The sequence below is a fragment of the Streptomyces sp. NPDC033229 genome (assembly GCF_055576875.1).
Map to the genome: position 1 here is coordinate 135,577 of NZ_JBVIQR010000009.1, position 13,533 is coordinate 149,109.

A 13,533-nucleotide genomic window follows, 5' to 3' on the forward strand; every position below is an offset into this window, starting at 1 on the left:
GCTTCACTCGCCGCCGACGCTCGGTCCGGCGAGCAGGAAGTCGGCCTCGCCGGCCTTCGCGCCGCGGATGAACGTCTCCATCTCGTGGTGCGTGTAGATCAGAGCGGGGCCCGCCGGGTCGGTGGACTGGCGGACGGCCACCCGGCCGTCCCCCAGGCGCATGACCTCCACGCAGCTGCCTCCGTTGCCGCCGCTCCACGGCTTGCTCCAGCCCTCGGTGCCGAGGTCGGTGGCCCGCATGCCGTTGTAGATGCGATCCATGGTTCAGATCTCCTTACGAATGCCACCCAGGAAGGCCTCGGTGGTCTGTGCCGGCGCGGCTTGCGCGCACATCCGGTCCAGCGCCTCCAGGAAGGCCGAGACATCGTCACGCTGGTCGAAGTAGGAGGCCCCGACGAGGTTTTCCGCGTACGCGATGTCCGGCAGCTCGGGGAGCGGGAACCGGAAGATATGGAACGGTCCGTACATCGCCGGGTGCGGCCCGGCGGCGAACGGCATGATCTGCAGTCGTACGTTCGGCAGTGCGGTCGCCTCGACGAGATGGGCGATCTGCTCGCGCATCACCCCCGGCCCGCCGATCGGCCGGCGCAGCACGGTCTCGTCCATCACGACCCACAGCAGCGGCGCCCGGTCCCGGGTGAGCAGGCTCTGGCGCTCGCGGCGGACGGCCACCGCGCGGTCGATGTCGGCGTCGGGCGCGTGGGGCATTCCGGCGCGGAGCACGGCGCGGGCGTACTGTTCCGTCTGCAACAGCCCGGGGACGTAGTGCGGTTCGTAGGCCCGGATGAGATTGGCCTCTCCCTCCAGGCTGACGAACGCGCTGAACCACTCGGGCAGGACGTCGCGGAAGCGGTGCCACCAGCCGGGGCGATTGGCCTCCCGGGCGAGGGTGAGGAAGCCGTCGACCTCCGCCGGGTCGGTGACGCCGTAGACCCGAAGCAGCTTCTCCACATAGGGAATCTTCAGGCCGACCTCGGCCTTTTCCATTCTCCGGACGGTGGCGTGCGTGACGTCTAGGGCGCGGCCCGCCTCCTCGAAGGAGAGCCCGGCCTTCTCTCTGAGGTCCTGCAGCCGCTTGCCGAGCACGACTCGCAGGACAGTCGGGGCGCCTACACCGCGCGCGTCCGCCACTGTCCACCCCCTCCAACTGCTGTCATATGCCAGCAGTGTGCCACGCGACCTGTGGAGCCGACAGACTGTCCTTACGATTCTGCAATTTACAGATTGAACCTTGCCACACCGGAGCCGTATCGCACATAGTTGCGGAGTGGTCCCCTCCCATGACGCCCCCCTGCTCGGGCGCTGCGGCAGTTCCATCGCCGAGCGTCTGCAAGACGCCTTTCACTTCCCGGCCCTCAACACCTCGGTGGCGGAGGCGCGAAGACGAGTCCTCGCCCGGCTGCGGGAGTGGGGCATCGACGAAGTGGCCTGTGACGACGCCCAATTGGTGGTGTCGGAGCTCTTCACCAACGCCGTGCGGCACACCGACAGCGACAAGGTCAGCTGTCAACTGCGGATCAGCGGTGCCCGGCTGCGCATAGAGATCGCCGACCAGGGGCACACCCCCACCGAGCCCCGGGCGCGGTGCAGCGGCGCGGACGAGGAGAGCGGGCGCGGCCTCCTGCTGGTCGGCGCGGTGTCCGAGGCCTGGGGAGTACGGCCCGACGACAGCGGCCGTGGCCGTGTCGTCTGGGCCGACCTGTCGCACCGTCGGATCCTCCACTGAGCCGTACGGACCTGTCTTTCCGTACGAGCCCCTCGGGCGGGATCGCGATGGGTGAAGGTGCGGTGTTACAGCGGCAGCAAGTCCGGCCGCTTGGGTTCCACATGGTCCCCCGAGGATTCCCCGCGCAGCCGTCGGCCGATCCACGGCACAAGGTGCTCGCGTGCCCAGTGGATGTTGTCCCGGCGCACCTCGGCGGGCGAGCGGTGCCCCTCTTCCGGCCAGGCCTGGTCGGGGTCGGCCGGCACCCGCAGCCCGAGTACCTGGGCGGCCCGCAGCGCGACGCGCGTGTGACCGTCCGCCGAGAGGTGCAGCCGGTCGTCGCTCCACGCCCGCCGGTCCTGGACCGAGCGCAGCGACCACAGGTCGAGGACCGGGCAGTCGTGGCGGTCGGCGATGGCCCGCACGTGCGCGGTGTACGTCGCGATCTTGCCCCGCAGATGGCGCAGGACGGGGATGCCCCGGGTGTCGAAGCCGGTGCACAGCAGGACCGTGCCGACGGAACCCGCCAGCTCGGCTACGGCCGCCTCGTAGCGCTCGGCCACGTCGTCCGGGTCGCTGCCCGGCCGCAGGATGTCGTTGCCCCCGGCGCAGAAGGTGACGAGGTCCGGCGCCAGCTCCTTCGCCCGGGGGATCTGTTCTTCGACGATCTGATCGAGGAGTCTGCCGCGGACCGCGAGGTTGGCGTATCTGAAGGAGTGCTCCGCCTGCTGGTCCGAGAGGAGTACGGCCAGTCGGTCGGCCCAGCCGATGAAGGTGTCGTCCGGCCCAGGGTCGCCGACGCCTTCGGTGAAGCTGTCCCCGACGGCTGCGTACGACCCGATCGCGCCCTTGCTGAATGATTTCGAATCGTCTGCCACGTCAGCACATCTTTCACCTCACCGAGTGACTTACGCCACCGTAACCAAGGGTTGACGTGCCGTGATGTATCCCACCTCGACAAAGTCGGTGTATCCGGAATACGTCGTCACGGCTCCCGTACGGGCCGATCCCCCCGTGAAAAGGGTGTCGTAAGGTCGTTGGGCCGCTTCGTCGACGAGCAGCGTCGACAGCCGGACCAGAGGAGAGCGCCCGTGACGCAGACGCCGCAGATCCCGTCGACCGAGCCGGAGCTGGCGGGGGTGCGCAACTTCCGTGATCTCGGCGGTCTGCCGGCCGCCGACGGGCGGCGGGTCCGACCCGGCGTGCTCTTCCGCAGCGGCCACCTCGCCCACGCGACCGAGGATGACGCGCGCTTCCTCGACTCGCTGGGGCTGCACACGGTCTTCGACTTCCGCAACGCCGCCGACATCGCGCTGGAGGGTGAGGACGTCGCCCTCACCGGGGTGCGGAACGTCAACATCCCGCTGACCGACCCGGCGGACGGCACCGAGTTCTGGCGGATGGTCCGCAACGGCGACCTGGATCTGCTGCGGTCGATCCTGTCCGAGGGCCGGGCCGCCGGGCGGATGTCCGACACCTACCGCGAGATCATCACCACCCGCACCGCCGACCACAGCCGGGTGCTGCACGCCCTCGCCGAGGACAGTGTCCCCGCGCTCATGCACTGTGCCGCCGGCAAGGACCGGGCGGGGCTGTCCATCGCGGTGACCCTGCTCGCGCTCGGCGCCTCGCGCGAGACCATCGAGGCGGACTACCTGGAGTCCAACGCGCCGCACCGCCGCTACCGGGTGCGCCGGGGCGAGGGCGCGCCCGGCGGTACGTCCCCCGAGGTCATGGAGCTACTCTCGCCGCTGTTCGAGGCCCGCGCCGAGTACCTCGCCGCCGCGTTCACGGCCATCGAGGAGACCTGGGGGACGACCGAGCGCTATCTCGCCGAGGGCCTCGGGCTCACGGCGGGGACGCGCGAGCGGCTGCGGGGGCGGCTGCTCACCGACTGACCCGGACGACGGCTGCGGGGGCTCCCCCTCCCCGCAGCCGTCAGCGACCCGCGACCGCCTGCTTGACCAGGGTGCGGCCGAAGTCCCACATCAGCCCGCCACCACCGTGCGCGTCGTCCATGACGGCCGTGAAGGCCTCCACGAACCGGTCCACCTCCCGCTCGCCGATGATCAGCGGCGGGATCAGCTTGATGACCTCCAGCCGGTCCCCGGAGACCTGGGTGAGAACGCGGTGCCGCTGGAGCAGCGGCACCACCACCATCTGCGCGAACAGCCCCTTCCGCGCGGCCTGGAGCATGGTCCAACGGCTCCGCAGCCCGAGCGACTTGGGCCGGCCGAACTCGATGCCGATCATCAGGCCCCTGCCGCGCACCTCCTGCAGCAGCTCGTACTTCTCGACGAGCCCCGCCAGCCGGGTCCGCAGCAGATCACCGGTCTGCCGGGCGTTGGCCACGATCTGTTCGTCCTCCATCACGGCGAGCACCGCGAGCCCGGCCGCCATGGCTTGGGCGTTGGCCCCGAAACTCGCCGAGTGGACCAGCACCCGGTCCATGGAGGAATAGACCTTCTTGAAGATCCAGTCCTTGCCGAGGGTCGCGCCGACCGGCACATAGCCGCCGGAGAGCGCCTTGGCCACGCACACCAGGTCCGGCTCGAGCCCGCTCTCGTGCTGGTAGGCGAAGAAGGCACCGGTCCGCCCCATGCCGGTCTGCACCTCGTCGGCGATCAACAGCGCCTTGTGCCGGCGCAGCAGCTCCTGAGCGGCCCGCAGATATCCGGCCGGCGGCTCCAGGACGCCCTTGCCCTGGATCGGCTCGACCACGAAGCCCGCCACGTCGCCACGCCGCAGCTCCCGCTCCAGGGCGTCGAGGTCGCCGAGCGGAACCGCCGTGTCCGGCAGCAGGGGGGCGAAGCCGTCGCGGAAGCCGCCCTCGCCGTTGACCGACAGGGAGCCGACGGTCAGCCCGTGGAAGGCGTGCGCGCAGTACAGGATCCTGGGTCTGCCGGTGGCGTAGCGGGCGAACTTCAGGGCCGTCTCGACGGCCTCGGTGCCGCTGTTGCCGAAGAAGACCCGGTCCAGGTGCGGTGCGTAGGACAGCAGCTTCTCGGCGAGGAGACCGGGGAGCGGCTGGCAGTCGAAGCGGGTGAGGTCGGCGAGGGAGGCGTCGAGGACGTCGTGCAGCGCCTTGCGCACGACGGGGTGGTGCCGGCCGAGGCCCATCACCCCGAAGCCCGCGAGCATGTCGAGATAGTCCTGCCCGTCCGCGTCCCAGAAGTACGCGCCCTCGGCCCGTTCGTAGACCTTGTCGAAGCCGATGGTGTGCAGCATCCGCGGGAGCTGGTGGTTGAGGTACCGGTCGTGCAGGTCGTACCGCTCGCCGCCGCGCTCCGCCAGGAGCCGGGCGAGGTCGAAGCCGGGGGTGTCGTCCGTCATGCGTCCTTCTCCTCCGTGACCGGGGCGGCCGCCCGGCGGACCAGCGCGGCGCTGATCCGGCCGGCGATCTCGGCGGGGGTGAGACCCAGGTCCGCCAACACCTCGCCGCGCTTGGCGTGCGGCAGGAACTGCTCGGGGATGCCGAAGGTCCGTACGGGCAGGTCGACGCCCGCGTCGCGCAGCGTCTGCGCGATCGCCGAGCCGACACCGCCGGTGCGGCTGTTGTCCTCGACGACGGCGACGACGCGGTGTCGCGCGGCGAGCGCGGGCAGCGCCTCGTCGACCGGCTTGACCCAGCGGGGGTCGACGACGGTGCAGGCGGTGCCGCGCGCGGCGAGCAGATCGGCGGCGTCGAGGGCGACGCGGGCCATGGGGCCGACCGCGACCAGCAGCACATCGGGATGGGTGGTCTCCGGCGCACTCAGCACGTCCATGCCGCCCACCCGGGCCAGGGCGGGGAGGGCCGGGCCCACGGTCTCCTTGGGGAACCGCACGACGGTCGGTGCGTCCTCGACGTCGACGGCCTCGCGCAGTTGGGCGCGGAGCTGGTCGGCGTCGCGCGGGGCGGCGATCCGGAGCCCGGGGACGACCTGGAGGATCGACATGTCCCACATGCCGTTGTGACTGGGCCCGTCCGTGCCGGTGACGCCGGCCCGGTCCAGCACGAACGTCACGCCGCACTTGTGCAGGGCGACGTCCATGAGGACCTGGTCGAAGGCGCGGTTGAGGAAGGTGGCGTACACCGCGAAGACCGGGTGCAGACCGCCCGTCGCCAGCCCGGCGGCCGAGGTCGCCGCGTGCTGCTCGGCGATCCCGACGTCCCAGACCCGGTCGGGGTAGGCGGCCGCGAACTTCGTGAGGCCCACGGGGTGCAGCATCGCTGCGGTGATCGCCACCACGTCCGGCCGCTCGGCGCCGATGCGCAGCATCTCGTCGCCGAACACCGAGGTCCAGGACCGGCCGCCGGCCGGGACCAGCGGCTCGCAGGTCACCGGGTTCATCACACCGACGGTGTGGAAACGGTCCGCCTCGTCCTCCAGGGCGGGCCGGTAGCCGCGCCCCTTCTCGGTACGGCAGTGCACGAGCACGGGCCCGTGGAAGCGCTTCGCCCGGCGCAGCGCCTCCTCGACGGCTCCGATGTCGTGTCCGTCTATCGGGCCGACGTACTTCAGGCCGAGGTCCTCGAACATGCCCTGGGGCGCGAAGGCCTCCTTGAAGCCCTTCTTGGCGCCGTGCAGCGATTCGTAGAGCGGGGTGCCGAGCAGCGGCAGCCGCTGGACGACGTCCTTGCCCCAGGACAGGGCGCGTTCGTAGCCGTCGGTGGTGCGGAGCCCGGCGAGGTGGTGGGCCAGGCCGCCGATGGTGGGCGCGTAGGAGCGCTCGTTGTCGTTGACGACGATGATCAGCGGGCGGTCCTTGGCGGCGGCGATGTTGTTCAGCGCCTCCCAGGCCATGCCGCCGGTCAGCGCGCCGTCGCCGATGACGGCGACGACATGGCGGTTCCAGCGCCCGAGCACCTGGTTGGCCTTGGCGAGCCCGTCGGCCCAGCCGAGCACGGTGGAGGCGTGGCTGTTCTCGATGACGTCGTGCTCGGACTCCTCGCGCGAGGGATAGCCGGAGAGGCCGCCTTTGCCGCGCAGCTTGGAGAAGTCCTGCCGCCCGGTGAGCAGCTTGTGCACGTAGCTCTGGTGCCCGGTGTCCCACAGGATGCGGTCGGCGGGCGAGTCGAAGGCGCGGTGCAGGGCTATGCAGAGCTCCACCACGCCGAGGTTCGGGCCCAGGTGGCCGCCGGTCCTGGCGACCGCGTGGATCAGGAAGTGCCGGATCTCCTCGGACAGTTCGGTCAGGTCCTCCGCGTCGAGCGCCTTCAGGTCGCGCGGACCGCGGATGTTCTCCAACAACGACACGCGGGCCCCTCCTCGTCTTTCGCTCTCGTCTCCGTACGGGCCGGTCGGCCCGGCGTCGGAGGTCCCGGCCCCCGCGCCGGACCCCGGCCCGGCCCGGACGTCTCGCGAGGGACGGCGCGTCGCGAGCGGCCGGGCCGGTACGCCGGGGAACCCGGGCGCTATCCGTCGCGCCGCGGGCCCAGGGACTCAGCCCCGGTTCGAGGCGATGGTCTCGCGGGCGGCGCGCAGCGACTCCTTCAGGGAGCCCATGGTGGCCAGCACGGCCGTGGGTTCGTAGCCGCAGTGCGCCATGCAGTTGGCGCACCGCGGGTCCTTGCCGCGCCCGTACTTGTCCCAGTCGGTCTCCTCGATCAGCTCCCGGTAGGTCGGCACGTACCCGTCGCTCATCAGATAGCAGGGGCGCTGCCAGCCGAAGAGGGAGTAGTTGGGGATGGCCCACGCGGTGCACGGGAAGTCCGCCTTGCCCTCGAGGAAGTCGAGGAACAGCGGGCTGTGGTTGAGCCGCCAGCGGCGCCGGTTGCCGCCCCCGAAGGCCTTCTTGAACAGCTCGCGGGTCTGCTCGACGCCCAGGAAGTGCTCCTGGTCGGGGGCCTTCTCGTAGGCGTAGGCGGGCGAGATCATCATCTCGTCGACCTGGAGGTCGTCATTGAGGTAGTTGAGCACCTCGATGATGGTCTGGGGGGTGTCGGTGTTGAAGAAGGTCGAATTGGTGGTGACCCGGAAGCCGCGTCGCTTGGCCTCCTTGATCGCCTCCACCGCCTCGTCGAAGACGCCCTCCTTCGCCACGGACTCGTCGTGCCGCTCGCGCAGCCCGTCGATGTGCACCGCGAACGCGAAATAGGGCGAGGGCGTGAAGTTCTCCATCTTCTTGCGCATCAGCATGGCGTTGGTGCAGAGGAAAACGTATTTCCTCCGCTCCACCAGCTGCCGCACGATCTCATGGATCTGCGGGTGCATCAGGGGCTCGCCGCCCGCGATGGACACCATGGGCGCACCGGATTCCAGCACCGCGCCCACGGCCTGGGCGACCGGCATCCGCTGCTTGAGCACCCCGGCCGGATGCTGGATCTTCCCGCAGCCCTCGCACTTGAGGTTGCAGGCGAAAAGCGGCTCGAGTTCCACGATCAGCGGAAACTTCTCGCGCTTCCGGAGCTTCTGTTCAAAAAGGTACGTCCCGACCCGGATGGTCTGGCGGAGCGGCATGGCCATCTAGCTCACCTCCTGGGGAGCAACAAAGAACGGTGCCATTCGAAAAAGGCCGGAAGAACAGTGCGCAGTACGCGGAAAGCCGATATTCCACCCCGCAGGGTCCCGATTCGGACGAGTTCATGTTCTGGAGCGTCCACGACCACCCGGACGGCCGCAACCGGGCGCGGGCCGGCCCGCACGGCGCTGCGGAGCGTGGCGGCGGACTCCATGTCCACCGCGAGCGCTCCCGCGGCGTGCAGGGCCGTCCGTTCCGCGCCGCGCACGACGTGGTCGGAGCCGATCAGCGGGCCGGTGTGGATGACACGCCGGGGCACGGCCCGGGCCAGCTCCTTGGCCAGCAGCTCCACACCGACGCACTCGGTGCGTCCGGCGCCGTCGCGGGTCTCGTCGGCGACGACCAGGTCCCCGGGGTGCATCCCCGGGGCGAGGCCGGCGCAGAAGCCGGTGGCGATCACGGCGGCGTCGCACAGCGCCGGGTCGTCCCCCAGCGCGAGGGCCACGGCGCGGTCCGCGGCCTGCGGTCCCATGCCGGTGCGCAGTACGGTCACGGGCCCGGCGGCTCCGCCGAAGCCGCCGCCCAGGGCGAGCCGCTCGATGCCGAGCGCACAGGCGATCAGCAGGGGAGCGGAGCCGGGGGTGCCCGTGCCGGGGGTCATCAGCCCTCCCGCCCGTCGGGGGCGAAGGGCTCGCCGTGCAGGTAGCGGCCGAGGGCCGTGAGGGGGAAGACCTGCCGGTACAGGTGGTAGTTGATGGAGAAGTCCCAGGGGAAGCCGGTACCGGTGAAGTACGGCTCGTCCCAGGAGCCGTCCGGGCGCTGGTTGTCCACCAGCCAGGCCACCCCGCGCTCGACGGCCTTGCTCTCCCGCTCCCCCGCGGCCAGCAGCGCCATCAGCGCCCAGGCCGTCTGCGAGGGGGTGGTCGCGCCGCGCCCGATCCACTCGGGGTCACGGTAGGAGCGCTGGTCCTCGCCCCAGCCGCCGTCGGCGTTCTGCACGCTCTCCAGCCACGTCACGGCCCGGCGGACGGCCGGGTGCGTCACGGGCAGCCCGGCGGCGACGAGGGCGGGCAGCACCGACCCGGTGCCGTAGACGTAGTTGGTGCCCCAGCGGCCGAACCAGGCGCCCGAGGGCTCCTGCTCGGCGAGCAGCCAGTCGATGCCGCGCCGGGTGCGCGGGTCGTGCTGCCTGCCGAGGACCGCCAGCATCTCGACCACATGCGCGGTGACGTCGGCGGACGGCGGGTCGATGACCTCGCCGAAGTCGCAGAACGGCAGCCGGTTGGGGAAGGGGCTGGTGTTGTCGGCGTCGAAGGCCCCCCAGGCGCCGTTCTTGGACTGCATGCCCAGGTTCCAGCGGGTGGCCCGCCAGACGGCCGTCTCGACGCGCCCGGGGTCGGGGTGGCGCACCCGCTTGAGGGCGAGGACGACCTCGGCGGTGTCGTCGATGTCGGGGTAGTTGTCGTTGTGGAACTCGAACGCCCAGCCGCCCGGGGGCAGCTCGGGCCGGCGTACGGTCCAGTCGCCGGGCCGGGTGATCTGCTCGTCCAGCATCCAGTCGGCGGCCTTGACGAGGGCCGGATGGTCGGGGGCGACGCCCGCGTCGGCGAGCGCGATGACGGCGAGGCAGGTGTCCCAGACGGGCGACTGGCACGCCTCGATCATCCGTGCGCCGTCCTCCCGCCGGATGGCGAAACGGTCCAGCGACTCGAGCCCGGCGCGCAGCACCGGGTGCCCGAGGTCGTAGCCGAGGAGGTGGAGGGCGATGACGGAGTACACGGCGGGGGGCTGGATGCCGCCCCAGCAGCCGTCGTTCTCCTGGCGCTCGATGATCCAGCGCTCGGCCGCTCTGAGCGCGGTGCGGCGCAGGGGGGCGAGCGCGAACCTGCGGTAGACGTGCAGCGCCTTGTCCAGGCGCTGGAAGAGGCCGTCCCAGCTGGCGGCCGGGGCCGCCGGGCGCGGGGGGTTGGGGCGCCGCGGGTCGGTGTGCAGCTCGTCGAGGGGGAACGGCGCGGGCCGTACCGGGCGCTTCGCGGAGACGACGGTCAGCGGCACGATGGTCTGCCGGGCCCAGCAGCCGAAGTCGTAGATGTTGAGCGGGAACCACTTCGGCAAGTACATGATCTCGGGCGGCAGTTCGGGGAGGTCGTCCCACTTCCACCAGCCGAAGAGGGCCAGCCAGATCCGGGTGAAGACCCGGGCGGCGGCGATGCCGCCCTGCTCGCGGATCCAGAGCGCCGCGGCGGCCATGTGGGGGGCTTCGGGGGCGTCCCCGGCGAGCCGCAGCGCGACATAGGCCTCGATGGTGGCGGAGAGTTCGGCGGGTCCGCCGTGGAAGGTGGACCAGGTGCCGTCCGGGCGCTGCTCGGTGCGGATGAAGAGGGCCGCCGCCCGGGTGGTCTTCTCGTCCTGGATCCCGAGGAACTGGCGGAGCATCAGGTCTTCGGCGTCCATGGTGACGTTGGTCTCCAGGTCGCCCTTCCACCATCCCGCCGCGTCCTGCCGGGCGAGCAGGTGGTCGACCGCGCGGGCGGTGGCCCGCTCCGCGGCCGCGTGCGGCTGCTCCTGCGCGGCCCGGTCGACGGGCGGCAGGACGGTGGTGCTCTCGGTGGCCGCGGCCGCAGGGGGCGAGCCCGCCCCGGTGCCTCCGTCGGTCGTCGCTGTCATGGCTTCCCCTTTTGCAGTGAGTTTCTTCTCTGCCGTACTGCCGTACTTGGGGGTTCCGTCGGCGGCGCCCCGAGCGAGGGGCGCCTGCCGGCGACTGCGAGGTCTAGATCGGGTGAATGGGAATCATCTCTTTCGTACGACGACGAAGTCGGCGAGCGCGACGAGCTGCGCTCGGACCTCTGCGGGCATGTCGACGCCGTCCAGCGCCTCGATCGCGGTGGCGTGCTGGCGGCGGGCCTCCTGGGAGGTCCACTCCCGGCCGCCCGCCTCCTCGATCAGCGCCGCGCGGCTGGCGAACTCTTCCTCGTCGAAGTCGGCGGCCGCGGCGTCGCTGAGCCTGGCGTCGGCGGCGAGGATCCGGGCGAGCCGCTCGGAGGCGGGGCCGCCGGCGGCGAGGGCGGCGACGACGGGCAGGGACTTCTTGCGCTGGCGCAGATCGCTCCAGGTCTGCTTGCCGGTGGCCTCCGGGTCGCCCCAGATGCCGAGCAGGTCGTCGACGGCCTGGAAGGCGAGGCCGAGGTGGTAGCCGTAGGCCTCCAGGGTGTCGGCCGTACGGTCGTCGGCGCCGCCGAGGACCGCGCCGATGGAGACGGCGCAGGCGAGCAGGGCGCCCGTCTTGTTGCCCTCCATCTCCAGGCACTCCTCGACGGTCACGCGCTCGCGGTGCTCGTAGGAGATGTCCTGGGCCTGGCCGTCGATGAGCTTGCGGGTGGCGGTGGTCAGCCGCCGGGTGGCGCGGCCGGCCTCGACCGTGCCGAGCTCCAGCAGGACCTCGTTGGCGAGGGCGAAGAGGGCGTCGCCGACCAGGATGGCCTGGGCCGGGCCGTGCACCTTCCACACGGTGTCGCGGTGCCGGCGCTGCTCGTCGCCGTCCATCAGGTCGTCGTGGAGCAGCGAGAAGTTGTGCACGAGCTCCACGGCCACCGCGCCGGGGATGCCCACCTCGGGGGCGGCCCCGGCCGCTTCGGCCGAGAGCAGGGCAAGGGCGGGCCGGACGGCCTTGCCGCCGTCGCCGTGCGAGGGCCGGCCCTCGGCGTCGATCCAGCCGAAGTGGTAGGCGGCGACGGTGTCCATGGGCGGCGCGAGCCGGTCCACGGCGGCACGCAGCACCGGCGTGGCAAGCGTCCGTCCGCGCTCCAGCAGGGCGGTGACGCCTGCGGTGTCGACAGCTGGGATCGCCGAAGTCACGGTCTCTCCTCTGGTGTTCATGCTCATGCGTCCCCCGTGCCGGGGGTGCACGCCTTGGGTGGCTCGCTCGTTCGTGCCGGCTCCCGGAGGGGACTCCGGTACGGACGCCCGAGCTCGGAGAGGGCCGCGTCGGCGGCGGACAGACCGCTGCGCACCGCGCCCTCCATGGTCGCGGGCCAGCCGGTGGCGGTCCACGCGCCGGCCAGGTACAGGCCGGGCGCGTTCGTGGGGGCGTGCGGCCGGAGCCGGCCGACGCCCGGGGTGGGGGCGAACGTCGCTGTCCGCTCCCGGGTCACGAAGAAGTCCCGGACGCCGGCGCCGCGTGCCGCGGGCAGCAGCCGCTCCAGCTCGGGAAGATAGCGGTCGCGCAGCTCGGCGACCGGCAGGTCGATCTCGTCCTGCACGGCCGACTGGGAGACGGCCAGGTACTGGCCGCCGCCGGCGAGGCCGGAGGAGTCCGTGCGGTCGAAGACCCACTGCACGGGGGAACCGAGGGCCGCGAAGAACGGCTGTCGCAGGACCTTGCGGTCGTAGACGACGTGCACGTTGAGGATCGGGGCGGTGCCGATGTCGAGCAGCCGGTCGGCGTCGTCCAGGGCGCCCTCGGGCAGCAGGGCGTGGGTCTCGCGCTGCGGTACGGCGAGCACGACGGTGTCGGCGTCCAGCCGCTCGGCCGAACCCGGGCCGGACTCGGTGGCCACGTGCCAGGTGCCGTCGGTGCCCCGGGTGAGGCCGGTGGCTCGGGTGCGCAGACAGGTGCGGACGCCCGCCTTGTCGAGGGCCGCGCGGGCGCGGACGTCGTGCAGCTCGCCCAGCGGCACGTGCGCCCAGCCGATGTCGGCGGCGCCGGGCTCGGAGAGCAGGCCGGTCTTGAAGACCATGGCGGCCAGGCCCAGGGAGGCCTGGTCGGCGGTGGCGTTGAGGGTGGCGACGCCGACGAGGTCCCACAGTGCCTCGACCGCGCGGGAGGACTGGCCGTGGCGGTGCAGCCAGCTAGCGAAGTCCTCCCCGTCCAGCGCGGGGTCCATCGGGTCGAGGCCGCGCAGCGCCAGCGCGGCGCGGCCGACCTTGGCCCGCTCGGCGAGCGAGAGGTGCGGGTACGTGGCGAGGCTGGCCGCCAGGTGCAGCGGCACGGGCAGCGCGGTGCGGCGCAGCCGACCCAGGACGGGCCGCCCGGAGGGGTGGCCGACGTCGAGGACGGGGACGTCCAGCCGGCTCTGCAGCGGGGCGAGCGCCAGGGCGTCGACCCGGTCGAGGAACCACTGGTAGGCGGTGCAGCAACGCAAGTAGACGTGCTGGCCGTTGTCGACGGTCAGCTCGCCGCGGCGGAAGGAGAAGGCCAGCCCGCCCAGCCGGGGGCGCCCCTCGATCAGGGTGACGCGCAGCCCCGCGTCGGCGAGTTCGAGCGCCGCGGTGGTGCCCGCGAGGCCGCCCCCGATCACCACCGCGGCCGCCCCGACGGGGCGGCCTGCCTCCTGTGCGCGGTGCCCGTCGGGCCGGGTCGTCGTCCGTGCTGTCATGCGCCCTCT

General features: G+C 72.0%; 12 protein-coding genes. 2 read left to right on the top strand and 10 right to left on the bottom strand.

What is annotated here, in order from left to right:
* Positions 1 to 3: 3 nt before the first annotated feature.
* Positions 4 to 261: a DUF397 domain-containing protein gene (locus tag ACZ53N_RS11205; RefSeq protein ID WP_469140637.1), complete on the bottom strand. Its 258-nt coding sequence runs from the start codon at positions 259 to 261 to the stop codon at positions 4 to 6.
* Between the two features lie 3 nt (positions 262 to 264).
* Positions 265 to 1,131 carry a helix-turn-helix domain-containing protein gene (locus ACZ53N_RS11210; RefSeq protein ID WP_469140638.1) on the bottom strand — a complete coding sequence of 289 codons (867 nt, stop codon included), beginning with the start codon at positions 1,129 to 1,131 and terminating at the stop codon, positions 265 to 267.
* 136 nt (positions 1,132 to 1,267) lie between these two features.
* On the opposite strand from ACZ53N_RS11210, the gene ACZ53N_RS11215 reads away from it, so the two are divergent.
* Positions 1,268 to 1,726, top strand: coding sequence for an ATP-binding protein (locus ACZ53N_RS11215; protein WP_469140639.1), 459 nt, complete (start codon positions 1,268 to 1,270; stop codon positions 1,724 to 1,726).
* A gap of 65 nt (positions 1,727 to 1,791) precedes the next feature.
* Here ACZ53N_RS11215 and ACZ53N_RS11220 read toward each other — a convergent pair whose 3' ends face one another.
* On the bottom strand, positions 1,792 to 2,583 hold the full coding sequence (locus tag ACZ53N_RS11220) for an SGNH/GDSL hydrolase family protein (protein ID WP_370422667.1): 792 nt from the start codon (positions 2,581 to 2,583) through the stop codon (positions 1,792 to 1,794).
* A 213-nt stretch (positions 2,584 to 2,796) separates the two neighbouring features.
* Between ACZ53N_RS11220 and ACZ53N_RS11225 the strand changes: the two genes are divergently transcribed.
* The gene (locus ACZ53N_RS11225; RefSeq protein ID WP_469140640.1) at positions 2,797 to 3,603 is read left to right on the top strand and encodes a tyrosine-protein phosphatase; all 807 of its coding nucleotides are present in this window, start codon (positions 2,797 to 2,799) and stop codon (positions 3,601 to 3,603) included.
* 40 nt (positions 3,604 to 3,643) lie between these two features.
* Here the strand turns inward: ACZ53N_RS11225 and ACZ53N_RS11230 are convergent, their stop codons facing one another.
* From ACZ53N_RS11230 to hpnE, 7 genes are all read right to left on the bottom strand, one after another.
* A complete protein-coding gene (locus ACZ53N_RS11230; RefSeq protein ID WP_469140641.1) occupies positions 3,644 to 5,038 on the bottom strand; it encodes an aspartate aminotransferase family protein in 1,395 nt (464 codons plus the stop codon).
* Complete coding sequence (gene dxs, locus ACZ53N_RS11235; RefSeq protein ID WP_469140642.1) at positions 5,035 to 6,945, bottom strand: 1-deoxy-D-xylulose-5-phosphate synthase; 1,911 nt, start codon at positions 6,943 to 6,945, stop codon at positions 5,035 to 5,037. Before dxs ends, ACZ53N_RS11230 begins: the two co-directional genes overlap by 4 nt.
* Positions 6,946 to 7,131: 186 nt before the next feature.
* Complete coding sequence (hpnH, locus tag ACZ53N_RS11240; protein WP_469140643.1) at positions 7,132 to 8,154, bottom strand: adenosyl-hopene transferase HpnH; 1,023 nt, start codon at positions 8,152 to 8,154, stop codon at positions 7,132 to 7,134.
* 5 nt (positions 8,155 to 8,159) lie between these two features.
* Positions 8,160 to 8,810, bottom strand: coding sequence for a phosphorylase family protein (locus ACZ53N_RS11245; protein ID WP_469140644.1), 651 nt, complete (start codon positions 8,808 to 8,810; stop codon positions 8,160 to 8,162).
* A complete protein-coding gene (gene shc / locus ACZ53N_RS11250) occupies positions 8,810 to 10,816 on the bottom strand; it encodes a squalene--hopene cyclase (RefSeq protein ID WP_469140645.1) in 2,007 nt (668 codons plus the stop codon). The genes ACZ53N_RS11245 and shc overlap by 1 nt, the downstream gene beginning before the upstream one ends.
* Before the next feature lie 123 nt (positions 10,817 to 10,939).
* Positions 10,940 to 12,031: a polyprenyl synthetase family protein gene (locus ACZ53N_RS11255; protein WP_469140646.1), complete on the bottom strand. Its 1,092-nt coding sequence runs from the start codon at positions 12,029 to 12,031 to the stop codon at positions 10,940 to 10,942.
* Complete coding sequence (hpnE, locus tag ACZ53N_RS11260; RefSeq protein WP_469140647.1) at positions 12,028 to 13,524, bottom strand: hydroxysqualene dehydroxylase HpnE; 1,497 nt, start codon at positions 13,522 to 13,524, stop codon at positions 12,028 to 12,030. Before hpnE ends, ACZ53N_RS11255 begins: the two co-directional genes overlap by 4 nt.
* Between the last annotated feature and the right edge of the window lie 9 nt (positions 13,525 to 13,533).